Origin of the sequence: Curtobacterium sp. WHRI 8282, assembly GCF_040223925.2 — a bacterium.
GTDB lineage: Bacteria > Actinomycetota > Actinomycetes > Actinomycetales > Microbacteriaceae > Curtobacterium > Curtobacterium flaccumfaciens.
Window position 1 is genome coordinate 141,570 of sequence record NZ_JBEHCD020000002.1, and the last position, 26,268, is coordinate 167,837.

At 72.2% G+C, this 26,268-nt stretch carries 22 protein-coding genes; 9 read left to right on the plus strand and 13 right to left on the minus strand.

Going from position 1 to position 26,268, the window contains the following annotated elements; translation table 11 throughout:
* Positions 1-14: 14 nt before the first annotated feature.
* The gene (locus ABRP24_RS07025; protein WP_349847059.1) at positions 15-1,247 is read left to right on the plus strand and encodes a GAF domain-containing SpoIIE family protein phosphatase; all 1,233 of its coding nucleotides are present in this window, start codon (positions 15-17) and stop codon (positions 1,245-1,247) included.
* A gap of 811 nt (positions 1,248-2,058) precedes the next feature.
* Here the strand turns inward: ABRP24_RS07025 and ABRP24_RS07030 are convergent.
* Both ABRP24_RS07030 and purD read right to left on the minus strand, forming a co-directional pair.
* Positions 2,059-2,928, minus strand: coding sequence for a phosphoribosylaminoimidazolesuccinocarboxamide synthase (locus tag ABRP24_RS07030; protein ID WP_349847058.1), 870 nt, complete (start codon positions 2,926-2,928; stop codon positions 2,059-2,061).
* Positions 2,925-4,193, minus strand: coding sequence for a phosphoribosylamine--glycine ligase (purD, locus tag ABRP24_RS07035; RefSeq protein ID WP_111056840.1), 1,269 nt, complete (start codon positions 4,191-4,193; stop codon positions 2,925-2,927). Before purD ends, ABRP24_RS07030 begins: the two co-directional genes overlap by 4 nt.
* A gap of 57 nt (positions 4,194-4,250) precedes the next feature.
* Between purD and ABRP24_RS07040 the strand changes: the two genes are divergently transcribed.
* Positions 4,251-4,622: a sterol carrier family protein gene (locus ABRP24_RS07040; protein WP_071248502.1), complete on the plus strand. Its 372-nt coding sequence runs from the start codon at positions 4,251-4,253 to the stop codon at positions 4,620-4,622.
* A 280-nt stretch (positions 4,623-4,902) separates the two neighbouring features.
* Here ABRP24_RS07040 and ABRP24_RS07045 read toward each other — a convergent pair whose 3' ends face one another.
* The gene (locus ABRP24_RS07045) at positions 4,903-7,491 is read right to left on the minus strand and encodes a LuxR C-terminal-related transcriptional regulator (RefSeq protein WP_349847057.1); all 2,589 of its coding nucleotides are present in this window, start codon (positions 7,489-7,491) and stop codon (positions 4,903-4,905) included.
* 108 nt (positions 7,492-7,599) lie between these two features.
* On the opposite strand from ABRP24_RS07045, the gene ABRP24_RS07050 reads away from it, so the two are divergent.
* Entirely contained in the window at positions 7,600-8,001 is a 402-nt protein-coding gene (locus ABRP24_RS07050; RefSeq protein WP_051596625.1) for a hypothetical protein, read from the plus strand.
* Between the two features lie 85 nt (positions 8,002-8,086).
* Here ABRP24_RS07050 and purF read toward each other — a convergent pair whose 3' ends face one another.
* Complete coding sequence (purF, locus tag ABRP24_RS07055; protein ID WP_027465037.1) at positions 8,087-9,544, minus strand: amidophosphoribosyltransferase; 1,458 nt, start codon at positions 9,542-9,544, stop codon at positions 8,087-8,089.
* A gap of 73 nt (positions 9,545-9,617) precedes the next feature.
* On the opposite strand from purF, the gene purM reads away from it, so the two are divergent.
* Positions 9,618-10,733 (plus strand): phosphoribosylformylglycinamidine cyclo-ligase, encoded by a 1,116-nt coding sequence (gene purM, locus ABRP24_RS07060; RefSeq protein ID WP_349847056.1) that lies wholly within the window; start codon positions 9,618-9,620, stop codon positions 10,731-10,733.
* A 690-nt stretch (positions 10,734-11,423) separates the two neighbouring features.
* On the opposite strand, the gene ABRP24_RS07065 is transcribed toward purM, so the two are convergent.
* A complete protein-coding gene (locus tag ABRP24_RS07065) occupies positions 11,424-11,642 on the minus strand; it encodes a DUF3073 domain-containing protein (protein ID WP_017886249.1) in 219 nt (72 codons plus the stop codon).
* Positions 11,643-11,800: 158 nt separating this feature from the next.
* Between ABRP24_RS07065 and ABRP24_RS07070 the strand changes: the two genes are divergently transcribed.
* Positions 11,801-12,946, plus strand: coding sequence for an NAD(P)-binding domain-containing protein (locus ABRP24_RS07070; protein ID WP_349847055.1), 1,146 nt, complete (start codon positions 11,801-11,803; stop codon positions 12,944-12,946).
* 126 nt (positions 12,947-13,072) lie between these two features.
* Here the strand turns inward: ABRP24_RS07070 and ABRP24_RS07075 are convergent, their stop codons facing one another.
* The 4 genes from ABRP24_RS07075 to ABRP24_RS07090 all read right to left on the minus strand — a co-directional run bounded on the left by ABRP24_RS07075 (position 13,073) and on the right by ABRP24_RS07090 (position 17,059).
* On the minus strand, positions 13,073-13,513 hold the full coding sequence (locus ABRP24_RS07075; protein WP_349847053.1) for a DoxX family protein: 441 nt from the start codon (positions 13,511-13,513) through the stop codon (positions 13,073-13,075).
* 120 nt (positions 13,514-13,633) lie between these two features.
* Positions 13,634-13,909: a DUF3072 domain-containing protein gene (locus tag ABRP24_RS07080; RefSeq protein ID WP_017886246.1), complete on the minus strand. Its 276-nt coding sequence runs from the start codon at positions 13,907-13,909 to the stop codon at positions 13,634-13,636.
* 124 nt (positions 13,910-14,033) lie between these two features.
* A complete protein-coding gene (locus ABRP24_RS07085; RefSeq protein ID WP_214521529.1) occupies positions 14,034-14,789 on the minus strand; it encodes a hypothetical protein in 756 nt (251 codons plus the stop codon).
* Between the two features lie 11 nt (positions 14,790-14,800).
* Positions 14,801-17,059 (minus strand): APC family permease, encoded by a 2,259-nt coding sequence (locus ABRP24_RS07090; protein ID WP_349847051.1) that lies wholly within the window; start codon positions 17,057-17,059, stop codon positions 14,801-14,803.
* A gap of 130 nt (positions 17,060-17,189) precedes the next feature.
* Between ABRP24_RS07090 and ABRP24_RS07095 the strand changes: the two genes are divergently transcribed.
* Positions 17,190-17,621, plus strand: coding sequence for a MerR family transcriptional regulator (locus ABRP24_RS07095; RefSeq protein WP_111056844.1), 432 nt, complete (start codon positions 17,190-17,192; stop codon positions 17,619-17,621).
* Positions 17,622-17,715: 94 nt separating this feature from the next.
* Here the strand turns inward: ABRP24_RS07095 and ABRP24_RS07100 are convergent, their stop codons facing one another.
* The 3 genes from ABRP24_RS07100 to ABRP24_RS07110 form a co-directional block, all read right to left on the minus strand.
* Positions 17,716-18,297 (minus strand): PadR family transcriptional regulator, encoded by a 582-nt coding sequence (locus ABRP24_RS07100; RefSeq protein ID WP_176708200.1) that lies wholly within the window; start codon positions 18,295-18,297, stop codon positions 17,716-17,718.
* Positions 18,294-19,166, minus strand: a complete 873-nt coding sequence (locus tag ABRP24_RS07105; protein ID WP_027465045.1) for a DUF4097 family beta strand repeat-containing protein — start codon at positions 19,164-19,166, stop codon at positions 18,294-18,296. The genes ABRP24_RS07100 and ABRP24_RS07105 overlap by 4 nt, the downstream gene beginning before the upstream one ends.
* 179 nt (positions 19,167-19,345) lie before the next feature.
* Complete coding sequence (locus tag ABRP24_RS07110; protein WP_349847049.1) at positions 19,346-20,035, minus strand: hypothetical protein; 690 nt, start codon at positions 20,033-20,035, stop codon at positions 19,346-19,348.
* A gap of 61 nt (positions 20,036-20,096) precedes the next feature.
* Here ABRP24_RS07110 and ABRP24_RS07115 point away from each other — a divergent pair, with 61 nt between their 5' ends.
* The 3 genes from ABRP24_RS07115 to ABRP24_RS07125 all read left to right on the plus strand — a co-directional run bounded on the left by ABRP24_RS07115 (position 20,097) and on the right by ABRP24_RS07125 (position 25,840).
* Entirely contained in the window at positions 20,097-21,548 is a 1,452-nt protein-coding gene (locus tag ABRP24_RS07115; RefSeq protein WP_349847047.1) for a PLP-dependent aminotransferase family protein, read from the plus strand.
* Between the two features lie 166 nt (positions 21,549-21,714).
* Entirely contained in the window at positions 21,715-22,389 is a 675-nt protein-coding gene (locus tag ABRP24_RS07120) for a DUF6518 family protein (protein WP_349847046.1), read from the plus strand.
* 94 nt (positions 22,390-22,483) lie between these two features.
* Positions 22,484-25,840 (plus strand): efflux RND transporter permease subunit, encoded by a 3,357-nt coding sequence (locus ABRP24_RS07125; RefSeq protein WP_349847044.1) that lies wholly within the window; start codon positions 22,484-22,486, stop codon positions 25,838-25,840.
* Here ABRP24_RS07125 and ABRP24_RS07130 read toward each other — a convergent pair.
* Positions 25,837-26,133 (minus strand): hypothetical protein, encoded by a 297-nt coding sequence (locus tag ABRP24_RS07130; RefSeq protein WP_027465048.1) that lies wholly within the window; start codon positions 26,131-26,133, stop codon positions 25,837-25,839. The two genes, ABRP24_RS07125 and ABRP24_RS07130, sit on opposite strands and share 4 nt — an antisense overlap.
* Positions 26,134-26,268 lie beyond the last annotated feature (135 nt).

Below are 26,268 nucleotides of genomic sequence, written 5' to 3' on the forward strand. Positions count from 1 at the left end.
GTTACCGTGGGAGCATGCAGCCGGAAACCGCGATGTCCGTGCCCGCGCCGACCGGGGCCGATGCCGTCCGGCGAGCGGCCCTGATCGCGGCACTCGACGTGGTCGACGGCGGCGTCGAGGAACGGTTCGAACGGATCACCCGGATCGCACGCGAGGCCCTCGGGGTCTCCGGCTCGTTCCTCAACCTGGCCGGCGAGACCACGCTGACGATCAAGTCACAGCAGAGCGACGCTGCCTTCGGCCCGGTCATCCCGCTGCAGGACACGTTCTGCGGACGCACCCTGGGCGAGCAGGGCCCGGTGGTGGTCCCCGATGCCCGCGAGGACGCCCGGTACGCGGACCTGCCGATGGTGCTCGGTGACCCGAACGTCCGGTTCTACGCCGGTGTCGGGCTCCGGGCCGGCGACGACGACCTGAAGATCGGCACCCTCTGCCTGATCGATCCCGAGCCCCGCACCCTCGACCCCGACGAGCTCGAACTGCTGCAGGAACTCGGCATCTGGGCGGAGCGCGAGCTCCTGGCCGGAGCCGACGAGGACCGACTGCGCACCGTGCTCAACGGCCTGCAGCCGGCCGCGGTGCAGGTGCCCGGGTACCGGATCACGGGGATGTCGATCCCGCACGGGCTCGTCTCCGGCGACTTCCACGACTGGCACCGCTCCGGCGAGGACTCGATCCACCTGACCGTGTCGGACGTCATGGGCAAGGGGATGTCCGCCGGGCTCCTCGCCGCGAACATCCGCGGAGGCTTGCTCGCCCGCGGCGACCAGGACCCGGGCACCGCCGTCGCCGAGCTCGAGGCGCAGGTCGCCCCGGAGCTCAGCCGCGCCGAGTCCTTCGCGACGATGTTCCACGGTCGGCTGACCCCGTCCACCGGGCGCCTCGACTTCGCCGACGCCGGCCACGGACTCGTGTTGCAGCTCCGCGACGACGGCGCCGAGCGGATCCTGCGGTCGTCGGACCTGCCGATCGGGCTGCACCCCGCCGGGATGCCCCGCGCCGCCGGCTCGCTCGTACTCCGGCCCGGTGACGTGCTCATCGTCGTGACGGACGGCGCGCTCGAGCTCTGGGACTCCACGCTCGCGTCGCTGTCCGAGCTCGGTTCGCTGTACCGGGAGTCCCCGGACGTCGAGACGTTCCTGCAGCGGGTGCGCGCACGCGTCGCCGAGCACGACCCGGGCGATGACCTGACCGTCGTCGTGGTGGCGCGCGAGGCGCTCGGGGCGCACGGGGCGCTCGGGGCCTGACCGGTCGAGAACTGTCGCCGGCTCGCCGGCGGCTCGTCGGCGGTTGAGTGGCCGGTCGTCGCCGGTCGAGTGGTCGTGACGTGTCGTGCATGGGCCGCCGGGTGGTCGCGAACCGTCGGTTGGCGGGGCCTCGGCCGACGGTTCGTGACCGTTCGATGGGGCTGAGCGGGGTGTCGTGACCGTTTGGGTGGCACCGGGTACTGGCGCGGCGGGTGGTCGCGACGTGTCGTGGGTGGGCCGCGGAGTGGTCGCGAACTGTCGGTTGGCGGGGCCTCGGCCGACGGTTCATGACCGCCCGATGGAGCTGAGCGGGGTGTCGTGACCGTTCGGGTGGCACCGGGCACCGGCGCCGCGGGTGGTCGCGACGTGTCATGGGTGGGCCGCGGAGTGGTCGCGAACTGTCGGTTGGCGGGGCCTCGGCCGACGGTTCGTGACCGCCCGACGGAGCTGAGCGGGGTGTCGTGACCGTTCGGGCGGCACCGGGTACTGGCGCGGCGGGTGGTCGCGACGTGTCGTGGGTGGGGCGCGGAGTGGTCGCGAACCGTCGGTTGGCGGGGCCTCGGGCGACGGTTCGTGACCGTTCGATGGAGCTGAGCGGGGTGTCGTGACCGTTCGGGTGGCATCGGGTACCGGCGCGGCGGGTGGTCGCGACGTGTCGTGGGTGGGCCTCGGAGTGGTCGCGAACTGTCGGTTGGCGGGGCCTCGGCCGACGGTTCGTGACCGCCCGATGGAGCTGAGCGGGGTGTCGTGACCGTTCGGGCCACGCCACGCCACGCGCCGCGCCTCGCCACGCGTCGGACCGGGCGCGGCGTCAGGCGCCGAGGCGCTCGATCAGCTCGGCGTAGCGCGCAGCCGTGCGCTCGACGATCTCGTCCGGGAGCACCGGCGGCGTGCCCTGGCGGTCCCAGTGCGCGCTGAGCCAGTCCCGCACGATCTGCTTGTCGAACGAGTCGGTGCGGTCGGCCGAGCGGGCGTCCCAGTAGCGGCTGGAGTCGCTCGTCAGGACCTCGTCGGCGATGCGGATCCGGCCGGTGGCGTCCTGCCCGAACTCGAACTTGGTGTCCGCGATGACGACGTCCCGCTCGAGGGCGATGGCCGCGGCCTCGGTGTAGACGTGCAGCGAGAGGTCGCGCAGGGTGGCGGCGGTCTCGGCACCGACCAGGTCGACGGTCTGCTCGTACGAGATGTTCTCGTCGTGCTCGCCCTGGGCTGCCTTGTACGCCGGCGTGTAGATCGGTTCCGGCAGGCGGTCACCGTTGGACAGCCCGGCGGGGAGCGCGACGCCGCACACGCTGCCGGTCTCCTGGTACTCGGCCCAGCCGCTGCCGACCAGGTACCCGCGCACGACGCACTCGACGGGGAACATCGTGAGCGGCATGACGTGCATCGACCGTGCCTCGACCTCGGCGGGCACCGGGGTGCCACCGGAGGAGGGGCCGATGATGTGGTTCGGGACGTCGCTCAGCTGGGTGAACCAGAACCGGGACAGGCGGGTCAGCAGTTCGCCCTTGCCCGGGATCGGCGGCTTGAGCGCGAAGTCGTACGCGCTGACCCGGTCCGAGGCGACGAGCAGCAGTTCGGACGCGCTCGCCAGGTCCGCGGTGCCCTCGGGCACGTAGAGCTCGCGCACCTTGCCGGACGAGACGTGCCGCCAGCCGGCGATCGGCGCGGGGGCGGTCACTTCGCGACCTTCGCGGCGATGTCGGTGCGGAACTGCGCGCCGTCGAGCGTGATGTCGCCGAGCCCGGCGTAGGCGCGCTCGCGGGCCTGGGTGAAGTCGGACCCGGTCGCCACGACGCTGAGCACCCGGCCACCGGTGGCCACGAGCGTGTCGTCGAGGACGCCGGTGGCGGCGTGCGCGACGGAGACGCCGTCGCGGGCGTTCGCGTCGTCGATGCCGGTGATCGGCCGACCGGTCTGCGGGTTCTCCGGGTAACCCTCGCTCGCCAGGACGACGGTCACGGCGACCTCGTCGCGGAACACGGGCGCGGGCACGGCACCGAGCTGCCCGGTCGCGGCGGCCAGCAGGAGTTCGCTGAGCGGCGTGGCCAGGCGGGGGAGCACGACCTGCGTCTCCGGGTCACCGAAGCGCGCGTTGAACTCGATCACGCGGACGCCCTGCTCGGTGACGATGAGGCCGCAGTACAGGAGCCCGACGAAGGGCGTGCCCTCGTGCTCGAGGCGGCGGACGGTCGGCAGCGCGACGAGCTCGGTGACCTCGTCGACGAAGGCCTGCTCGGACGGCCAGCGCTCGGCGAGCCACGGCAGCGGCGAGTACGCGCCCATGCCGCCGGTGTTCGGGCCGAGGTCGCCGTCGGCCAGGCGCTTGTAGTCCTGCGCGGGGCTGAGCGCGCGGACGTCGTGCCCGTCGCTCAGGAAGAACAGCGAGACCTCTTCGCCGTCGAGGAACTCCTCGACCACGACGTGTCCGTGCTGGAGCCAGTAGGTGGCGTGGTCGATCGCAGCCTGGCGGTCGTCGGTCACGAGCACGCCCTTGCCGGCGGCGAGCCCGTCGGCCTTGACCACGTACGGGGCACCGAGCTCGTCGATCGCGGCGACGGCTTCGTCTGCCGTGCCGGCGTAGACCGGACGCCCGGTGGGCACACCGGCCTCTCCCATGATCCGCTTGGCGAACGCCTTCGAGCCCTCGAGCTGCGCGGCGGCCTTGCCCGGCCCGAACACCGGGATGCCGCGGGTGCGCACCGGATCGGCCACGCCGGCGATGAGCGGGGCCTCGGGGCCCACGACGACGAGTTCCACGTCGTTCTCGATCGCGTACTCGGCGACGAGCGCACCGTTGGTGGGGTCGAGGGAGACGGTCTCGACGTCGGCGGCGATGCCGGCGTTGCCGGGCGCTGCCGTGATGACGTGGCCCGCATGCTCAGCGAGGAGGGCCGTGATGATCGCGTGCTCGCGGGCACCGGAACCGAGGACGAGGATTCGCACCCGATCACCCTACCCAGCCCGACTCGCCGCCCGCGATGCGAGGGCTAGCCTGTGGAGATGCCACCCAGGAGGATCGAGGACGCCGACGGGCGCGCGGCACTGGCCGCGGTGCGTCGTGGGGAGACGGCCCGTCCGGCCGTCGCGACCGCGGTGCGGTGGACGTTGCAGTGCCTGGCGGACGAAGTGCCGGGCAACAGCGTCGAGGTGCGGGTGCCGCCGTTCGCCGCCGTCCAGGCCGTGCCCGGACCCCGGCACACCCGCGGCACGCCGCCGAACGTGGTCGAGACCGACGCGACCACGTGGCTGGCGCTCGCGTCGGGCGAGCTGACCTGGGCCGAGGCGGTCGCGCAGTCGCGCGTCAGCGCCTCGGGCTCGCGCGCCGACCTGACGGCGTTCCTGCCGGTCCGGCTGCCCGCCCCCGGCGCCTGACCCGCCGGAACCAGACCCGCAGGAACCATACCCACCCACGCCGAAGGCGCCTGCGGAGGAGACCCGCGCGAATTAGGTAGTGCCTACCGATGCGCCCGCATCGACCTGGTTCCTAAGCTTGAAGTCGCCGGGATTCGGACCCGACCCGAACGGGTCCGAACCCGGCGACAGGCACCAAGGTACGCGATGTTCCACACAACGTGTCAATCGTGGCGGCGCGTCGTGCTGCAATCCGCAACGTTCTTGCGTGTGCGACAGCCGATGCCGAACGCCGAGCAGCTCAGAGCAGCTCGCTGAGCTCCGACCGCGCGTGCAGGTCCCACTTCGCGAAGACACGGGACAGGTGCGCGTCGATCGTCCGCGTCGAGAGCCCGAGGGACTCCGCGATCCGCCGGTTGCTCAGCCCCTGCGCCGCGAGCTCGGCGACCTCGTACTCGCGCTTCGTCAGCGGCGGTTTCGAGCGCCCGGCGGCCACCGAGACCCCGTGCGCCGCGAGCACGCCCTGCGCCGCGATCACCCGTGTGCGGTCGTCGGCGCGCACGGCGTCGGCGTACTCGATCACGGCGGCGGCGAGTGGTCCGTCGACGCGGGTGGCGGCCTCGCGCATCCGCTCGAGCGAGCCGGTCGAGTCGCGCCCCTGCGACATGCCGACCGCGTGGTGCAGGGCGTACCCGTACATCACGTGCGTCCACGAGCCGTTGGCCGTGCTGCGTTCGATGATCTCGTCGGCGTGCTGCAGCCCGGCCGGGTTGCCGAGCACGGCCTCGGTCCAGGCGATCGACACGGCGACCTGTTCGCCGGTGATCCGCATCGCCCGCTGTGGGGTGGTCCGGGCCCGTTCGAGCGCACCGGAGGCTGCTTCCGGGCGTCCGGCGTAGGCGTGCGCCAGCGCCAGACGTGCCCAGGGGTAGGCCGCGAACCCGCCGTGGTCGGCGATGTCGTACCGTTCGCACGCCGCCGAGAACGCGGCGACGGCGTCGTCCCAGCGGCGCTGCGCGATCGCCAGGTTGCCCTGGCCGATGAGCTCGAGCGTGAAGTCGTACTTCAGGTAGGGGCTGGACCGGCCGGCGGGCACCTCGATGATCAGGTCGTCCAGGTCGCCGCGCCACATCTGCACCTGGTGCAGGACGGAGGAGTTCTCGCCGACGCTCCAGGGCGCCGCCTCGACGTGCGCCACGGCGGTGGCCAGGGCGCGGTGGCCGAGCGCGGACGCGTCGTCCAGTCGGCCGGCGGTCGCCAACGCCATCACGGCGCAGGGTGCGACGGCGAGGAACGACATCGGCATCGTCGGGGCGTCCACGATGCCGCTGCGCTCGATCTCGGCCCGGACCTCGGCGAAGTCCCCGCCCCAGCCCTGGTGCGCCATCCGGAGCAGCCGCAGCCGTTCGACGGCCTCGTCGGACACCACCAGGCGCGCGGCGGCATCGGTCAGGGCGACCGCCGCCGCGACGTCGTCGTCGTGGAACTGGCGGATGTTCGCCAGGGTCTCGCACGCTTCGATGACGGCCTCGTCGGTGACGTCGCCGACGTGCCGCTTCGCCGCGCCCCAGGCGGCTTCGGCGTCGGCGCGGCCGGCTTCACGGCCGTCCGAGTACGAGTACGCCAGCGAGCGGAGACAGTGCGCCGCGACCTGTTCGGTGGGGGTGAGCGTCGTGCGGAGCGCTGCCGAGGCCAGGGCGATCCCGCTCTCGTGCTCCTGCAGCCGCACGGCGACCTGCGCCGCGTCGAGCAGCTGGTCGACCGACGGCAGGACCCCGCACTCGAGCGACCACAGCGCGGCACGCAGCCGTGCGGCGGGCGGTGCACCCTCGGGCCGGTCGGTGCGGAACGCGTTGGCGCGCGCGAAGAGTGCCGTGCGCCGGGCCACCGGCACCAGGGTCCGGATGACCTCGCCGACGAGCGGGTGCGACGGCCGGACGACCGCGGCGCCGTCCTCGAGCGAGTCGATCCGGATCAGGCCGAGCGCGACGACCCGGTCGACGTCCCCGCCGGTGACCAGGCCGAGCAGGCGCGCGAGCGGGATCGGGTCGGCGAGGGCGACGATGTCGACGACGTCGCGCAGGTCCTCCGGCAGCGACCCGAGCTCCGTGCGGTACATGTCGGCGAGGCTGTCCGACGCGGTCACCCGTCCGCGCCAGTACCACCCGGTCGCGGTGTGGTCGAGGGCACCGGAGACCCGCGCCGCGCGGACCACCTCGCGCAGGTACAGCGGGTTGCCGGCGGTGGCGCGGTGGACGCGCTCGGCCGAGGCGTTCTCGAGCGGCGAGCCCAGCGCCTCGGCGACGAGCGCCGCGGTCTCGTGCAGCGCCAGGGGCCGCAGGTCGATGCGCTCGAGCAGGTCGTCCTGCCACAGCGCGCGGAGCGGCTCGGGGAGCGCCGTGAAGTCGCGGCAGGTCAGGACGAGCCGGGCGCCCTGCCGGCGGACCAGCCAGGCGACGTACCGCGCGGAGATCGCGTCGAGGTGGTCGGCGTCGTCGACGCGGAGCAGGACGTCGCGGTCGACGAGGTCCTCGATCGCCCGGAGGCGCTGCTCGGCACCGGTGTCGTCGGACAGCTCCGAGATGGACGCCGGCAGCTCGCCGAAGCGCTCGGCGACGGCGCCGAAGGGCATCGACCGGCTCGCGGCGACCGCCGTGATCGGCACGACGACGGTGCGGCCGGTGCCGTCGCGCCCGGCGACGCGGTCGGTGACCCGAGCCGCGGCCGTGCTCTTGCCGATGCCGGGGGCACCGACGAGCGCGACGCTCCACCGGTGCTCGGCGACGACGGCGACGGCGCGGTCCTCCTCGACGCGCTGTGCGACGGGCCAGGCCACGCGGGCGGGGGTGGTCGGTCGGCGTCGGCGGGCGGGTGCGGTTCGTTCACGCATCCGACACACCTCCTCCGCTTGGGATACCGACCAGTAGCGACCATCCTCTCCCGGATCGGTCGCCGCGGACAGGCCGCGGGACGTCCCACAGTGGGGGACAATGGACGGGTGAGCAACACCGATCAACCCGACGAGCAGCCGCTCCCCACGCCGGCGCCGGCTCCCAGCGCGGTCGCCAGCCCCGACGAGGTCACCATCCGCCGTGCACCGAAGTTCGGCGTGTTCATCGTCGGCGGTGCCGTGCTCGGATTCCTCGCGACCCTCGTCGTGGTCGCCCTCACCATGAACCTCGGTGGTCAGCGGGACCAGACCAGCTTCGGCAGCCTGGTCGGCTACTTCAGCCTGTGGGGCGTCACGATCGGTGCCTTCATCGGTGCGGTCGTCGCCGTCGTGTTCGACCGGGTCTACGCCCGGCGGTCGGCCCGCCTGACGGCGGAGCGCGTCGAGGTCGAACTGCCGCCCGAGACGGTCGACGGTGAGCTCGACGACCACGGTGACCAGCGGCCGTAGCCGCTCCCGATCAACGGACTGGAGGCCCGGTGCCAGCTGGCACCGGGCCTCCCGTCCGTCTGGTGGTCGCGATCGCGACCCCCACTCAGCTGAGCTGGTTGGCCTCGACCCAGGACAGGTACTCCGGGCTCACGGTGCCCGTGACGTACTCGCCCGTGAAGCAGCTCATCTCGAGGTCGGTCACGTCGGAGCCCTCGATGATGGCGTCGCGCATGTCCCCGACCTCCTGGTAGATCAGGTGGTCGCTGCCGAGCACGCGGTTGATCTCCGGGATCTTCCGGTCGTGCGCGATGAGCTCCGCGCGCGTCGGCATGTTGATGCCGTAGACGTGCGGGAACCGGACAGGAGGAGCGGCGCTCGTGAACGTGACCTCGTTCGCGCCGGCGGCCCGGGCCATCTCGACGATCTCGCGGCTCGTGGTGCCACGGACGATCGAGTCGTCGACGATCAGGATGTTCTTGCCCTTGAACTCGGACGACATCGCGTTGAGCTTCTGGCGCACCGAACGCTTGCGCTCCGCCTGCCCCGGCATGATGAAGGTGCGGCCGACGTAGCGGTTCTTGTAGAAGCCCTCGCGGTACTCGATGCCGAGCTTCCGGGCGACCTGCATGGCCGCCGGACGGCTCGAGTCCGGGATCGGCATGACCACGTCGATGTCACCGGTCGGCGCGTACTGCTCGATGGTGTCGGCGAGACGGTTGCCGAGGCGCAGACGCGCGTCGTAGACCGAGATGCCGTTCATCACCGAGTCGGGACGTGCCAGGTAGACGTACTCGAACGAGCACGGCACCAGGCGCGGGTTCTTCGCGCACTGGCGGGCGTGCATCTGGCCGTTCATCTCGATGAAGACGGCCTCGCCCGGAGCGATGTCGCGGACGATCTCGTACCCGCCGGACTCGAGCACGAGCGACTCGCTCGCGACGACCCACTCCGGCTGCCCGGCCTCGTCGAACTTGTGGCCGAGGATCAGCGGGCGGATGCCGAACGGGTCGCGGAAGGCCAGCAGTCCGTGCCCGGCGATGGTCGCGATCGTGGCGTAGGAGCCCTCGACCCGCTCGTGCACGCGCTCGACGGCGTCGAAGACCTGACCCGGGTCGAGGTTCGCACCGCGGACCTGGCCCTGCAGCTCGTGCGCCAGCACGTTCACCAGGAGCTCGGTGTCGCTCGTCGTGTTCAGGTGGCGACGGTCGATGTCGAACAGTTCACGCGTGAGTTCCCGCGTGTTGGTGAGGTTGCCGTTGTGGACGAGGACGATGCCGTACGGCGCGTTCACGTAGAACGGCTGGGCCTCTTCCTCGTTCGTCGCGGCGCCCTTGGTGGCGTAGCGGACGTGTCCGAGCCCCATGGTGCCGAGGAGGGCACGCATGTCGCGGGTCCGGAACGCCTCACGCACGTGGCCGCGGGTCTTGTGCATGTGGTGCACGTGACCCTCGACCGTGGCGATGCCCGTCGAGTCCTGCCCGCGGTGCTGCAGGAGGAGCAGTGCGTCGTAGATGGATTGGTTGGCGGGGCCCTGCGCAACAAGGCCGACGATGCCGCACATTCGCGGGTGTGCTCCAGACCGTAGAATCGGGGGGTACCGAACAAGTCTGCCATGTCACCGCGAAGGACTCCGCATGCCCAACCCGTACGCCGAAGCCGGAGTGGACACCGCTGCCGGTGACCTGGCCGTCGAACTGATGAAGTCCGCGGTCGCGGCCACCCACAACGCCTCGGTCCTCGGCGGCGTCGGCGGGTTCGCCGGGCTCTACGACGTCTCGTTCCTGAAGGACTTCTCACACCCGCTGCTCGCGACCTCGACCGACGGCGTCGGCACCAAGGTCGCCATCGCGCAGGCGATCGACAAGCACGACACCATCGGGCAGGACCTGGTCGGCATGGTCGTCGACGACATCGTCGTGGTCGGCGCGAAGCCGCTGTTCATGACCGACTACATCGCCTGCGGTCGCGTCGTGCCCGGCCGGATCGCCGACATCGTCGCCGGCATCGCCCGAGGCTGCTCGGAGACCGGCACCGCCCTGGTCGGTGGCGAGACCGCCGAGCACCCGGGGCTGCTCGGCCCGGACGACTACGACGTGGCCGGTGCGGCGACGGGTGTCGTCGAGGCCGACGCACAGCTCGGAGCGCACCTGGTGCAGGACGGCGACGTGGTCCTGGCGATCGAGTCGTCGGGCCTGCACTCGAACGGCTACTCGCTCGTGCGGCACATCCTGTCGTCGCGGGGCGTCGGCTTCACGGACCAGCTGCCCGAGCTGAGCGGCGTCGGGTTCGGCGGCGCGGTCTCCGTCGGCGAAGCCCTGCTCGAGCCGACCCGCCTGTACACCGCACCGCTCCTGGCGCTGCTCGAGCAGCACCCGGGTGCGGTGCACTCGCTCTCGCACGTGACCGGTGGTGGCATCGCCGCGAACCTGGCGCGCGTGCTGCCCGTCGGCTCCTGGGTCGAGGTCGAGCGTTCCACCTGGCAGCCGCTCCCGGTCTTCCGGGTCCTGGCCGAGATGGCCGGCACCCCGATCGAGGACACCGAGGGCACCTGGAACCTGGGCATCGGCATGTTCGCCGTCGTCTCGGCCGGGGCCGCTGCCGAGGTCATCGCCTCGCTCGGTGCCGCCGGCATGCCCACGTGGCCCGTCGGCACGATCGCCACGTCCGCGCGGGACCTGACCGGGTTCGAGCAGGGCGCCAAGGGTGTCGACGGCGGCGCGGTCCGGCTCGTCGGGAGCTACGCGGGCTGACCCGCTCGGTGCCGTGGCGTGCCGTGCCGTGCCGGGCCGCGCCTTGCCGTGGTGCGTGCGGTGGGTGGTCACGAACCGTCGTTCGGCGGGCCTGCAACCGACGGTTCTTGACCACTCGGCGTCATGCACGCGGTGAGTCGTGACCACTCGAGGCCGGGGACCCGGGCGTGGCACCGGGGCGTGGCACCGGTGTGGCGAGTGCGGGTGGCCCCTGCCGCCGGCGTGGGGTGTCCCGGGACCCGCCGTGGTGCGTGCGTGAGTGGTCACGAACCGTCGTTTGGCGGGCTTGCAACCGACGGTTCGTGACCACTCGGCGTCATGCACGCGGTGAGTCGTGACCACTCGAGGCCGGGACTCCGGCGCGGCAACGGGCGCGGCAACGGGCGCGGCAACGGGGCGTGGCACCGGGAATGTGGCGAGTGCGGGGTGGCCCCTGCCGCCGGCGTGGGGTGTCCCGGGACCCGCCGTGGTGCGTGCGTGAGTGGTCACGAACCGTCGTTTGGCGTGCCTGCGACCGACGGTTTGTGACCACTCGGCGTCATGCACGCGGTGAGTCGTGACCACTCGAGGCCGGGGACCCGAGTGCGCCGAGGGGTGTCTGGGCGCACTCGGTGCCTGGGCGCGCCCCGTGTCCGGGCACGCGGAAACGCCGCGCTGCCCGAGGGCTGCGCGGCGTGACTGCGAGAGAGGTCAGGCGGACTTGTTCTGGTCTGCCTGGGTCTCGAACTCGTCTTCGTCTTCCGCCGGTTCCGGACCGTACTGGTCCGCCCAACGGTCGACGTAGTTCTCGTCGGAGTGTTGTCCGGCGGAGAGCTCCTGCTCGAGCGCACCGTAGTTCGTCTGCGGGCTGAAGTACTTCAGCTCACGGGCGACCTTGGTGTGCTTCGCCTTCTGACGGCCGCGCCCCATGCGTGACCCCCTCGTTCGGCTCTGGTCCGGTCCTGGCGAATGACGGAGGATCACTCGGGGAACCAGACGGTTCGTGGTTTGAAATCTGCCGATCACTCTACCATGTACCTCGATCTGGACGTCGCGCGACGGCTGGCCCGCACAGCAGAATCGAAGTGATGACGGAACCCCTCGAGACCCCGGTCGACCAGCACGCCCGCGTGGTGGTGATCGGTGCGGGGCAGGCGGGGCTCTCGGTGGGATACCACCTGCGTCGCCTCGGGCTCGTCCCAGGCAGCGACCTGGTGATCCTCGACCGCGCGCCGAGCACCGGTGGGGCGTGGCAGTTCCGGTGGGAGGCGCTGCGGCTCGGGGCGGCGCACCGTGTGCACGACCTGCCCGGCATGCGCGCGATGGGCCTGGAGTTCGACGACGCCGACCGGTCACGACCCGCGCGGGACGTCGTCGGGGAGTACTACCGGCGGTTCGAACAGCACTACGACCTACGGGTGCGGCGCCCGGTCACGGTGACGTCCGTCTCACGCATCGACGGCGACGGCGGCGTGGCGGGCGACGCCCCGACGGACGGCGGCCTGTGCGTCACGACCCGGAGTGCCGACGGCACCGTCACGCGCATCCGTGCCGAGGTCGTGGTGAACGCGTCCGGCACGTGGGGCACCCCGTTCGTACCGTGGTACCCGGGGCGCGACGTGTTCCGTGGGCGGCAGGTCGACACGACCGAGTACCGCAGCGCCACCGAGTTCACCCGCCAGGACGTCGTGGTGTTGGGCGGTGGGACGAGCGCCATCGGGTTCCTGCTCGAACTCGACGGCGTCGCCCGTTCGACGCGGTGGTTCACCCGCCGCCCGATGGTCTGGGCCGGCACCGCGTCGCTCGACGTCGAGTCCGCGGTGGCCGCCGTCGACGAACAGGACCGGGCCGCCCGCGCCGGCGAGGTCCTGCCGAGCATCGTCAGCGGTACCGGGGTCCCGGTATCGCGGCGGATCCGCGCCGGCATCGACCGCGGCGTGCTGCGTGACGAGCCGATGTTCACGCGGATGGACGAGACCGGCGTGTGGACGGCAGACGGCACCCATGTACACGCCGATGCGGTGATCTGGGCGACGGGGTTCCGGGCCGACCTGCGGCACCTCGCGCCGCTGCACCTGCGGACCACGGCGGGCGGGGTGGTGGTCGAGGACGGCCGGTCCGGCGAGGAGCCGCGGTTGTTCCTGGCCGGCTACGGTCCCCAGGCATCGACCATCGGTGCGAACCGGGCCGGACGGCGCATCGCCCGCCAGGTCATGGACGCGCTGGCGGGCTGACGACGCTGCGGCCCCTCGCACGGTGCGAGGGGCCGCGTGAACGGTGCGAGGTTCCGTTCCCGGTGCGGCCCTCGTGAGCTCGCACCGGCGACGGAACCTCGCACCGGACGAGCTGAAGCGCGCGGCTCAGGCGGGCAGGGGCTCCTCGACGCCACGACGACGGCGCGACGACTTGAGCACCAGGGCATCGAGCGAGAACCGCCCGGGCCCGGTCAGCGCCACGGCGAGGGACGCCACCGCGAGGACGAGCACGTACTCGAACCCGCCGTCCTGCGAGTAGAAGCCGGCGGTGCCGTGGGCCAGGAACCCGGCGACGACCATGTCGACGGCCAGCAGCACGCCGCCGACGCGGGTCGCGACACCGAGCACGAGCAGGATGCCACCGACGAGCTCGAGGCCGGCGACGAGGGGGGCTGCGACCTCGGCGAGGGGGACGCCCATGCCCGAGAAGCCCTGCACCACGTTGGGGATGCCCTGGGCGAACTTCTGGGCGCCGTGGGCGATGAACACCACCCCGAGGACGATGCGGAGCGCGGTCAGGCCGATGGAGGTCGATGTCGTTCGCATGGCCACGAAGGTAGCCGGTGACGCGTCATCGATCGTCCTCGAACAGGGGACTGACCGCGCTTCGCCAGAACATGCCCAGAGCATGCCCAGACAGCGGTCCGCCGAAGGGCGGACCGCTTCTCAGGAATCGGCGCCGCGGCCGGTCTGCTGCTGGAGGCGGTCGATGTGCTCCGACGCCTGCGCCTTGGTGAGGTCGGCGGGGAGTTCCTCGCCGGCTTCACGGGCCAGGGTGTCGAGGTAGCTGCGCTGCGGTCCGGTCATGGGCTCGTCGCCGGTGACCCACTGCTCGGGGTCCTTGCTCGCGTCGGTGGAGGGGTCGGGTCGGGGGCCGCCGAGGGTCTCGCCCTGGATCGGTGCGTCCGGGGTCTGCTGCTGGTCACGGTCTGCGTCACTCATGTCCGCGACGGTACGCCGCACCCCCGTCACGACACGCAGCAGCGGCGTCCCCCGAAGCGGCTCACCGGCACAGCGCGCACACCGGCACAGCGCGCACGAAGGCACGCAAACGCACCGAAGCGGCTCAGACCGCGGTCGCCGCGTACCGCACCAGATCGGCCCCGACGGCACTCGTGGCGATCGGCACGACGCGGTCGTCCCGCCGGATCCAGATGGTCGCCGCACGCTCGTCGATCCGGTCGACCTCGTGCAGCTCGCCGTCGAGCAGCACCGACGCCGTGACCCGGACGTGCCCGCTCGCCGGACGTGGGGGCAGCCCCACCACGTCGTCGCCGTAGGCCGGGTGTTCGCCGGGCTGCAGGAACGGGGACACCGGGGCCGTGACGACCTCGAGTCCCTCGTTGACCGCGGTCACCGCCACCAGGCGGACGGCCTGGTCGGTCGGCAGCGGCACGTCGACGACGGGCTCGGCGGTGGGGCCGGCCAGTGCGCGGAAGGCGGGCCGACCGTCGGGGGCGAGGTGGGCCTCCAGGCCGTCGATCCGGACGCGACCGCGCCCACGGGAGTCGGCGTAGACACCGGGCTCGATGCCGGACTGCCGCGCCTCGAGCCGGGTGAGGACGACGCGGTCCGGGCGGTACCAGTCGCGGAGGGCGGCCGGGTCCACCCAGCCGACGCTCGGGACGCCGCGGGAGAGCGCGGCGGACTCGTCGGCGGCACGCTCGTCGCGCGCACCGAGGGGGTGCTCGCCGCGCACGGCGACGAGCCCTTCGAGCGGGCTGCCGGCCGGCGGTTCGTGGTCGAGCACCTCGACGCGCTTCGAGACCTTGCCGCCGTGTCCGTCGAACGTGGCGAACGTCCGCAGGTCACTGATGGTCATGGGGCCACATGCTACGACTCGTCGGCTCCCCGTCGCGGCGGCGAGGGCACGAGGGCGTGGATCTCGCCCGTGCAGAGCGCGGGGTCGATGCCCTCGGCGGGGCCGGCCGGACGGGTCGCGCGGCGCGGCTGGATGCTGTTGCGCTCGGCGGACCGGAGCAGGCGGTCCTCGGCCGAAGCCGAAGCCGAAGCCGAGGCCGCGGCCTCGGCCGACGAACCGGGCTGCGCGGGGCGGCGGAGCGGGGGCCGGATGGGCTCGCCGCGGCGCTCCTGGCCGGGCAGCGGGCGGGAACGGCGGCCGTAGAGCAGCTCCGACGAGTCGAGCAGCCACGGCACCAGGGCCACGGTGACGCCGTGCACGAGCAGCAGCTTCTTGCGGATGCGGCGGCCGCGGTGGTTGTGGAGCAGGCCCTCCCACCAGTGCCCGACGATGAAGATCGGGGTGTAGACGGTGACGACCTCGGAGCCGTGCTCGGCCCGGTGTGCCTTGATGTACTTGATCAGGGGCATCGAGATGTCGCGGTACGGGCTCGGCACGATCGTCAGCGGTACCTGGAGGCCGTACTCCGCCCACTGGTCGCGCAGGCGTTGGGACTCGGCGTCGTCGATCGCGACGTGCACTGCCTCGATGCTCGCGTGCTCGGCGGCGACCGCGTAGTCGAGCGCCTTGAGCACGGGCTTCTGCAGCTTGTTCACCAGGACGATCGCGTGGTCGCCGGTGGCGCCGAACTTCGTCTCGACGTCGGCCTCGATCTCGTGCGAGACGTCGCGGTAGTAGCGGTTCACGCCGAGCATGAGCACGTACAGCACCGGCATGATCAGGAACACGAGCCAGGCGCCGTGGGTGAACTTCGTGATCGTGACGATGACGAGCACCACGAGGGTGAAGGTCGCACCGATGGCGTTGATCGTCCGGGAGCGGACGACCTGCCCACGGTTCACCGGTGGCTCGCCGTCGGCGGCGGGCGCCCCGTCCCGGTCCCGATCGGCCCGCAGCAGTCGTGTCCAGTGCACGACCATGCCCGTCTGTCCGAGCGTGAACGACACGAAGACACCGATGATGTAGAGCTGGATGAGGCTCGTGACGTTCGCCCGGTAGACCACGAGCAGCGCCGCGGCGACCAGGGCCAGGACGATGACGCCGTTCGAGTAGATGAGCCGGTCGCCGCGGGTCGAGAGCGCCTTCGGGGCGTACGAGTCGCGCGCCAGGATCGAGCCGAGCAGCGGGAACCCGTTGAAGGCCGTGTTCGCCGCGAGGAGCAGGACCGCGGCGGTCGTCGCCTGGATCACGAAGAACAGCACCGAGTTGTTGCCGAAGGTCGCGGCCGCGATCTGCGCGATGAGCGAGCGCTGCGGCGTGGTGGCGCAGTTCGCGAAGCCCTGCAGGTCGCAGGCACGCTCGGCGTAGTGCACGTGCGACACCAACGCCAGGGTGATGAGCCCGATGAACAGGACGATCGCGATGCCGCCCATCGCGACCAGGGTGGCCTGCGCGTTCTTGATCTTCGGACGGCGGAACGCCTGCACGCCGTTCGCGATGGCCTCGACGCCGGTCAGGGCCGAGCAGCCCGAGGCGAAGGCGCGGAGGAGCAGCAGGATGAACGCCGCCTGCGTGGTGTGCTCGACGTTCTGCACGGTGTACGCCGCAGACTCGGCGACCGGGGCGTTGCCGGCGGCGACCCGGACGAGCCCGGTGACGACCATCACGAAGACGCTCGCCACGAACAGGTAGGTCGGGATCGCGAAGGCCTTGCTCGACTCCCGCACACCCCGCAGGTTCGCGGCGGCGAGCAGCACGACGAACAGCAGGGCGAGCTCGACGCGGAAGTGGTCGAGCATGGGGAGCGCCGAGATGATGTTGTCGACACCGGAGGCAACCGACACGGCCACCGTCATCACGTAGTCGACGAGCAGCGCGCTCGCGACGACGAGCCCGGCCTTCTCACCGAGGTTCCGGTGCGCCACCTCGTAGTCGCCACCACCCGACGGGTACGCCTTGATGAGCTGTCGGTACGAGGCGACGACGACCACGAGCAGCAGCACGACGAGTGCGGCGACCCACGGCGCGAACGTCAGGAAGGCCATGCCGCCGAGCAGCAGGATCATCAGCAGTTCCTGCGGCGCGTACGCGACAGAGGACAGCGGGTCACTCGCGAAGATCGGCAGGGCCAGGTGCTTCGGGAGGAGCTGTCCTTCGAGCTTCTCAGAGGGGAGGGGATCCCCGATCAGTCGTGCTTTCAACGACCGGATCTCGTTCGTCACGAGCGGCAAACCTACTCAGTTCCGGGCGCGAGTCAACACGGTTCGCCTGCCGCATATTCCCGGCTGCCCACTGGTGCTCCACCCTGGGGGCCGTACACCCCTTGCAGTTGACGCAGCGTCAAGCATTACAGTCGCCAGCATGAGCGCATCGACAGGCCCGGACGACCCAGCTGCGAAAGCTCCCCACGTCATCACCGAGGTGGCGCGTTCCGCCGGTGTCTCGAGTCGGACCCTTCGGCACTACGAGGCCGTCGGACTGCTGCCGGCCACCGCCGTCGGCGCCGGTGGGCTCCGGCGCTACGACGACCGTGCGCTCGTCCGACTGCAGCGCATCCTGCTGCTGCGCGGGCTCGGACTCGGACTTCCCGAGATCGCGCGACGGCTCGACGACGAGGGTGACGACGTCGCCGCGCTCACGGCGCACCTGACGTGGCTCGAGCACGAACGGGACCGCCTGGCCCGGCAGCTCGCGGCCGTGCGCACCACCGTGGCGCGCGTCGAGCACGGGGAGGACCTGGCGGTGGCCGACGCGTTCGCCGGCTTCCCGCCGACGCGGCTGCCCGGTTCCTGAGGCGCCGGCAGCCCCCCGCACGCGGCGGGCCGACAGTCGGTGCGGACGACGGCCGGGAGGCCCGTGGTCGCGACAGCCTGTCGGCCGCCGGCCGTCAGAGTGACTTGCGCAGGGCCTCCAGGCCGTCACGCAGACGCGTCACGGTGTCCGCACCGAGCGTGCCGCGGGTCGCCCGGCGGCGCAGGTCCGCACGCACCTGCTGCCGGAACGACGACAGGGCCATCTCGAGCTCGCGCAGGGCGCGGGCGCTGTCCGACGGCACGGACACGGGCTCCTCGGCGGAACCCGTCGCCGGGCTCTCGGCGGCGGCGGCCAGGTCGGCACGGAGCGAGCGCATGGCCTCGCCGACCGAGGCGCGCACGCCGTCGGCCAACGACTTCACCGAGTCGCTCACGCCGGACTCGACCGCGGTGATCTCGTCGGCACGCGCCGCGAGCTCGGCACGGCCGGCGTCCGTGATCGCGTAGACGGTCTTGCGGCCGTCAGCGGTCTTGGTGACCAGGCCGTCGTCCTCGAGCTTGGCGAGCCGGGGGTACACGGTGCCGGCGCTCGGCACGTAGGTGCCGCCGAAGCGGTCGCCGAGTGCCTGGATGAGCTCGTAGCCGTGCATCGGGTGGTCGGCCAGCAGGACGAGCAGGTAGAGGCGCAGGTGGCCGTGAGCGAAGACGGGGCTCATTCGGGCACCTCGCTCTCGTTCGTCGGGGTGGTCGACGGGGTGGTCGGTGTCGTCGGCGGCGCCGGCTCGGCGACCGGCGGGGCGTGCAGCACCGCGATGTCGCCGGAGACGGAGTTCACCCGCAGGTCGAGCCACTGGCCGGACAGCTCGCCGCCCTGCTTGACGTACGAACCGCGCACTCCGCGGATCTCGGCGTCGTCGAACTGCAGCTTGCCGGTCGCGGTGTTCACCGTGCACTTGTAGGCGACGCCGTCCGCCAGGCGGACGCTCACCGACCCGGACACCGTGTTGACGCGGGCGGACTCGGGGACCCCGTGCAGGTCGAGCACGACGTCGGCCGAGACGCCGTCGGCCTGGAACCGCGGGATCTCGCCGGTGGCCACGACGTCGCCGGAGACGGTGTGCACCGCGAGCGCACCGTCGAGGTCGCGGATCGTGGTCGCGCCCGAGACGGCGTTGACCGTGACGTCACCCGCGACGCCGTCGACGACCAGGTCGCCGGACACCGTGTTGAGGGTGGCTCCGCGGTTCGTGCCGGACAGCAGCGCACCGGCCGAGACGACACCGAGCGTGATGCCGGCGTCGCGGGGGACCAGGATGCTGACGTCGGCGTGGGCCTTGCCGCGGAAGGACTTCAGGAACCCGATGGGGTCGTCCCACCGGACCTGGGGGTGGTCGACCGTGAGGGTGTCGCCGTCGACCTCGATGAGCATCTGCTTGCCGGACACACTGTGGATCTCGACCCGGGCCGTGGGTTCGTCGTGTGCGACGACGTCCACCTGCCCGCCGACGAGGCCGACACGCACGGTGCGCACGATGCCGGTGTCGATGACCTTGGGCTCGTCGACGAGCCACTTCTCCTGCGCCATGTTGCCTCCTGAAACTCGCGATGTATCGCGTCTGTGCAGGTCACGCTATATCGCGTTTCCCACGGCCGCAAGGGTTCACACGCGATCGCCGGGCGATCGCCGGTCGAGCGCCGGGTGATCGCTCGGGCGATCGTGAGCAGGAATGGTCGGGTCGGCGCCGTGGACCCGACCGTTCCTGCTCACGAAGCGGGCGTGGCGGGGGTGGGGCGGGCCTCCAGGGCGGGTGTGACGGCTTGTGCTGCGACGCCGTGCGCGGCGGCCGTGCGCTCGGGGCTCCACGGGAACCGGCGGAAGTGCGGCATGAGCGGCTGGACCATCGGGCCGATCGCGAACGCCGCGATGACGGTGCCGGCACCGACGTCCCCGCCGAGGACCCACCCGACGATCACCACGGTGACCTCGACCAGGGTCCGTGCGAGCCAGATCGGCCAGCCGAGCCGCTGGTGCAACCCGACCATCAGGCCGTCCCGCGCCCCGGTGCCGAACCCCGCACCGATGTAGAACGCCGTCGCGACCGCGAGCAACACGAGTCCCGCGGCGAACAGCGCGATCCGGGCGACGATCCCCGACGGCTCCGGCACCAGCCAGAGCACCAGGTCCGCACTCGGCCCGATCGCCAGGGCGTTCAGCAGCGTCCCGATGCCCGGCTTCTGGCGCAGCGGGATCCACAGCAGCAGGATGACGCCGCTCGACACGACCGTGATGACGCCGAACGACCACGGGACGACGTTCTCGAGCCCCTGGGTCAGCACGGTCCACGAGCTCACGCCGACCACCGCTCGGACCTGCAGTGCGGTCGAGGCGCCGTAGAGGAACAGTCCGACGAAGAGCTGGACGAAGCGCAGGGTGAGAGCGGTGCGGCGGGGCATGCGGCCATCGTCCCGACAGATTGGCCTGCTGGTCGAGAGCCAATCGCGCTACCGTGGACCCGTGCCCCCTGTCCTGATCAGTGCCCGCGCCGCCGCCCACCTGCTGACCGACTGGCGCGCGAGCACCGACGCGCCGGCCTACGAGGCGCTCGCCGACGCGCTCCGGGTCCTCGTCATCGACGGGCGGGTCGCCCAGGGGGTCCGGCTCCCGGCCGAGCGTGGCCTGGCCGCAGCCCTCGGCGTCTCACGCACCACCGTCGCGAACGCCTACGCCCGCCTGCGCTCCGACGGGTTCCTGGTGTCCGTCCGTGGCTCCGGCAGCGTGGTCCACCTGCCCCGTGACCTGGTCGGCCGGCCCGACCCCGAACGCCTGGGCGGGGTCGTCGAGGGGGACCTGCTCGACCTGCGCAAGGCGGCCCTGCACGCGGCCCCCGGCATCGACGAGGCCGTCGAGCGGGCGGTCCGGCACGTGCCCGCGGCGCTCGCCGGCATCGGTTACGACACCGTCGGCGACCCCGGCCTCCGCGCCACGATCGCCGCGCGCTACACCGAGCGCGGGCTGCCGACCGAGCCCGCCCAGGTCATCGTCACCATCGGCGCGCAGCACGCGATCGCCCTGCTCGCGCGGGTGCTCGTCCGCCGTGGCGACGCCGTCCTCGTCGAGTCCCCGACCTACCCGCACGCGCACGAGGCCTTCCGCGAAGCCGGCGGCCGCCTGGTCGGCGTCCCCGTCGATGCGCGGACGGGGTGGGACGCCGCCGCGCTCGAGACGACGCTGCGTCGGACCGCGCCCTCCGTCGCCTACGTCATGCCCGAGCTCCACAACCCGACCGGTGCGACCATGTCCGCATCGACCCGCCAGCTCCTGCTGTCGGTCGCGGCCTCGGTCGGCACGACCGTCATCGCCGACGAGACGATGGGGGAGCTCCGGATCGACGGCTCGCCGTCGCCGCCGTTGGCAGCGGCGGACCCGTCGGGGGCGTCGGTCGTGATGATCGGTTCCGCCGCCAAGGTCTTCTGGGGCGGGCTGCGGATCGGCTGGATCCGCGCCGACCCGGCGCTGCTGCAGCGGCTGCTGCTCGCCCGCCCGACGGGCGACCTCGGCACCCCCGTGCTCGACCAGCTGGTCGTGCGCGAGCTGGTCCCGCGCACGGCGGCCGTCCTGGAGGCGCGGCGTGCGTCCCTGCGCGAAGGTCGCGATGCGGTCGTGGGGGCGCTCCGGGCGCGGCTCCCGGAGTGGGACGTCCCGGCGCCGGCGGGCGGGTTGACGACGTGGGTGGGGCTCGGGCGGCCGGTGTCGAGCGCGCTCGTGCTCGCTGCCCGGGCCGAGGGCGTGGTGCTGGCCTCGGGCGGGGTGTTCGGGCCGGACGGCGGGTTCGAGCGGTTCCTGCGGGTGCCGTTCACGATGGCCCCGGCCGACCGGGGACGGTTGGTCGACGTGCTGTCGCGTGCGTGGGAGCGGGTCGGTGGCGAGTCGACCGGGGTGCGGGGGTCGTTGGCGGCGGTGGTCTGAGCGGTGCGTCGTCCGGGCTCGGTGTCGTCCGCCGGGCTCGGTGTCGTGCGCCGGGGCTCGGTATCGTGCGCCGGGGCTCGGTGTCATCCTCTGGGGTGAGGCCGGGTCGGGGGTTGTCGCTCCCCGGGGTGATGCGGCGGCGGTGGGGTCCGGCGAGGCTGGAGCCATGAACGCGACCCTGTCCGCCGGAACCCGCTCCGCTGTGCCGACGCCCGTCGACCCGCCCGCGCCGGTCCCCGCCGTGGTGCGGGTCACCATCGCGCTGAGCGGGGCGGCCCTGGCCGGCGTCCTGACGTCGTTCGGGCAGGCGGTGCCCGCACTGGCATCGGTGTCGAACTCGGCCGGGCCGTGGTTCCTCGTCGCCGCGCTGCTGTGCCTGGCGGCGGGAGCACGAGCGGGCCGGGTCGCCCTGCCGCTCGCGATGGTGCTCGGCGTCGTGCTCCTCGAGCTCATGCACGTCGGGTACTGGGCCACGACGGTCCTGCGTGGGTTCCCGGACGTGCTGTCGATCACGAACTCGTGGGTGCTGCTCGGGGTGCCGGCCGGGCTGCTGGCCGGGGCGGTCGCCGTGGCGGTGCGGTCCCGCGACGCCCGGTGGCGCGCGGGGGCGCTCGGTGTGACGGCCGCGGTGCTCGTCGGTGAGGGGATCCGCGGGCTGCTGCAGGTCGCCGCGACGACCGGGCACGTGACCTGGGTCGTCGAGATCGTCGTCGGCGTGGTGCTCCTCGGCATCGGGGTCCTCGGCACCCGTTCACCCGTTGCGCGCGTGGTGGCGCTCGGCACCGGGGTCGTCGGGACGGTCGCGGTGCTCGGGGCCTACCTGGTGCTCGGCGGGTTCTGATCCGTCGGTGGGTCCTGGCCCTCGGTCCTGATCCGACGGCGGGTTCTGGCTGCCAGCCGAGCGTTCGTCGGTCGGTCCTGCGAGGATCGATGACGTGCACCTCCTCTCGGTCTTCAGCCTGCGCAACCGGGCCCTCATCGCGCTCGTCACGATCGTGGTCGCGGTCTTCGGCGGCATTGCGCTCTCGAGCCTCAAGCAGGAGCTGATCCCCAGCGTCGAGTTCCCGCAGGTCGCGATCGTCAGCGCCTACCCCGGAGCCACGCCAGAAGTCGTGTCGAACGACGTCTCGACCAAGATCGAGCAGGCGATCCAGGTCGTCCCGGACCTCGAGTCGACCAGCGCGACCTCGTCCACCGGGCAGAGCGTGGTGTCGGCATCGTTCCAGTACGGATCGAACCTGGCCAGCGCCGAGGACAAGATCCAGACCGCGGTGAACGCGCTGTCGCTGCCCGACTCGGTGCAGACGCAGATCGTCACCGGGTCCTTCGACGACCTGCCGGTGCTGCAGATCGCGGTCTCGGCGTCCGGCAACCAGGAGCAGCTCGTCGACCGGCTGCAGGCCTCGGCGATCCCCGACCTCGAGAAGCTCGACGGCGTGCGGCAGGCGGACGTCTTCGGCAACCCGGGTCGTCGGGTCGTCATCACGCCCAACCAGGACGAGCTCGCCGCCCGCGGCCTGACCCAGACGGCGATCTCGGACGCGCTCGACGACAACGGCACCCTGATCCCCGGCGGCACCATCACCGAGGACGGCTCGACGCTGTCGGTGCAGACGGGCGAGCGGATCGCTTCGCTCGACGACATCCGCGCCCTGCCGCTGACGAGTTCGTCGAGCTCGTCGAGCTCTTCGGGCTCATCGGGGTCGGACGGGTCCGGGTCGGGTGCCGCCGGTGCCGCCGGGACGACACCGTCCGGTGACGGCACGGCTGTGGGTGCCGCCGGTACGGGTGCGACCGGCACCGGGGCGACCGGTGACACCGCGACGGGCGGGTCCACGACCGCGGCCACTCCCACCGACACCACGTTGGGCGACGTCGCGAAGGTCGCCATCACCGAGTCGCCGCGCACCTCGATCAGCCGCGTGGACGGCCAGCAGGCCCTGACGATCTCGATCACGAAGACGCAGGAAGCCAACACCGTCGACGTCTCCAAGACCGTGCGCGACGCCCTGCCCGGCATCCAGGACAAGATCGAGGGGGACCCCCGCTTCACCGTCGTCTTCGACCAGGCGCCCTACATCCAGCAGTCCATCGACTCCCTGGCCGAGGAAGGCCTGCTCGGGCTCGCCTTCGCGGTGATCGTCATCCTGGTGTTCCTGCTGTCGTGGCGCTCCACGCTCGTCACCGCGATCTCGATCCCGACGTCGGTGCTCCTCGCCGCGATCGGCATGCGCGCCGCCGGGTACACGCTCAACATCATCACGCTGGCGGCCCTCACGATCGCGATCGGCCGCGTGGTCGACGACTCCATCGTCGTCATCGAGAACATCAAGCGGCACATGCTCCCCGGCGTCGACCGCGGCCGTGCCGTGCGGGACGCCGTGCGCGAGGTCGCCGGTGCCGTCACCGCGTCGACGCTGACGACCGTCGCGGTGTTCCTGCCGGTCGCCTTCGTCGCCGAACTCGTGGGGGAGCTGTTCCGGCCGTTCGCCGTGACCGTCACCCTGGCGCTCGTCGCGTCGTTGTTCGTCTCGCTCACCATCGTCCCGGTGCTCGCGTACTGGTGGCTGCGCCCGCCGAAGGCGAAGCCGGGCGACGCGACGACGGCATCGGAGGCGGAAGCGGAAGCGGTCGCAGCGCCGTCGGCTCCCGACGTCGAGCACGATCGCTCCGAGGGTGCGCTCGCCTCCGCCGCCGACCTGCACGACGCCGGCACCGCCGACCGTCTGCGCCGCGTCTACCTGCCGGTGCTCCGGTGGGTCGTCCGGAAGCCGGTCGTCGTCATCCTGCTCGCCGTGATCGTGCTCGGCGGAACGGTCGCCACGCTGCCGTTCGTCACCACGAACTACCTCGGCGACTCGGGGCAGAACACCTTCACGGTCACGCAGGACCTGAAGGCCGGCTCCAGCCTCGCCGTCCAGTCCGAGTCCGCACGCAAGGTCGAGCGGGCGCTGCAGGGCGTCGACGGCGTCGAGACCGTGCAGACCACCATCGGCACGAGCGGCCAGTCGATCCAGGCGGCGTTCGGCGGTGGCGGCAGCGCCTCGGTGCAGTACGCCGTCACGACCGACGCCGAGGCCGACCAGCCGACGATCCAGGCCGACGCCCGGAAGGCGATCGGGTCGATCGAGAACGTCGGCGAGGTCACCATCGCGTCCTCCGGCGGCGGGTTCGGCGGCAGCAGCGACATCGAGGTCGACGTCACCGCGCCGACCCAGGCGCAGCTCGAGACGGCGTCGCGCCAGGTGCTGAAGACCATGCAGTCGGTCCCGGACACCACGGGCGCCACGAGCAACCTGTCCGCCGCGGAGCCGTTCCTCGCCGTCCGGGTCGACCGTCAGAAGGCCGCGTCACTCGGCCTGACCGAGACCCAGGTGGGTGGCCTCGTCGCCGCAGCGGTCTCGCCGCGGGACACCGGCAGCATCGAGATCGACGACGCGACGCTCGACGTCTACATTGCCGACCCGGAACCGCCGACCACCATCGGCGCACTCCGTGCCCTCGACGTGCCGACGAGCACGGGCACGGTCCCGCTGTCCGACGTCGCCACGGTCGAGGAGTCCGAGGGCCCCACCACCGTCACCACGACGAACGCGGCCCGCACCGCCACGATCACCGTGACGCCGGATGCCATGAACCTCGGTGCGGCCGTGCAGTCCGTCACGACCGCCGTCGACGAGCTCGACCTGCCGAAGGGCGCGACCGCCTCGATCGGTGGCGTCGCCGCCAGCCAGTCGTCGGCGTTCTCGCAGCTCGGGCTCGCGGTGCTGGTCGCCGTGCTGATCGTCTACGTGATCATGGTCGCGACGTTCCGGAGCCTGCTCCAGCCGCTGCTGCTGCTCGTGTCGGTGCCGTTCGCGGCGACGGGCGCGATCCTGCTGCAGATCGCGTCGGGCGTCCCGATCGGCGTCGCGTCGCTGATCGGTCTGCTCATGCTCGTCGGCATCGTCGTGACCAACGCGATCGTGCTCATCGACCTCGTCAACCAGTACCGACGGCGCGGCTTGCGGGTGCGCGAGGCGTTGATCGAGGGCGCCACACGACGCCTCCGTCCGATCCTGATGACGGCGATGGCGACGATCTTCGCGCTGCTGCCGATGGCGATCGGGCTGACGGGCAAGTCCGGCTTCATCTCGCAGCCGCTGGCCCTGGTCGTGATCGGTGGCCTGGTGTCCTCGACGCTGCTGACGCTCGTGGTGCTGCCGGCGCTGTACTTCGTGGTCGAGCGGGCTCGAGAGCGCCGCGCGGATCGGCGGGCAGCGCGGCAGACGGAGCCGGGCGAAGCGGTCTAGCGGCGGTACTCGGCGTCGATGGCGGCGAGGGGCGAGACGACGACGCGCTCGGTCCGCTCCTCGCGCTCGACCGCCCGGAACCACGACACGAGCACCAGGGTCAGCGTCACGAGGAACACCACGGCGGCGCCCTGCGACACGACGGCCAGCTGCCCGGTGACCGAGGCGTACCCGCCGAACGACACCGCGGCGACGAACGACAGCCCGAGCAGCAGCTCCCCGAACGTCTGCAGCGCCGGGCGGTCCCAGCGGGTCGCAGCGGCGCGGGCAGGGCGGGTCGAGGTGTCGGTCACCCTCGAAGTCTGCGGCCGGGGGCGCGGCAGCGGCAGTCCCGACTCCGGGTGGCACCCACCCGGGGCACGCGGTCGGACGCCCTGCGCGGTCGGCCGGTCGGACGCCATGCGCGATCAGGCGGTCAGCCGGCGCGG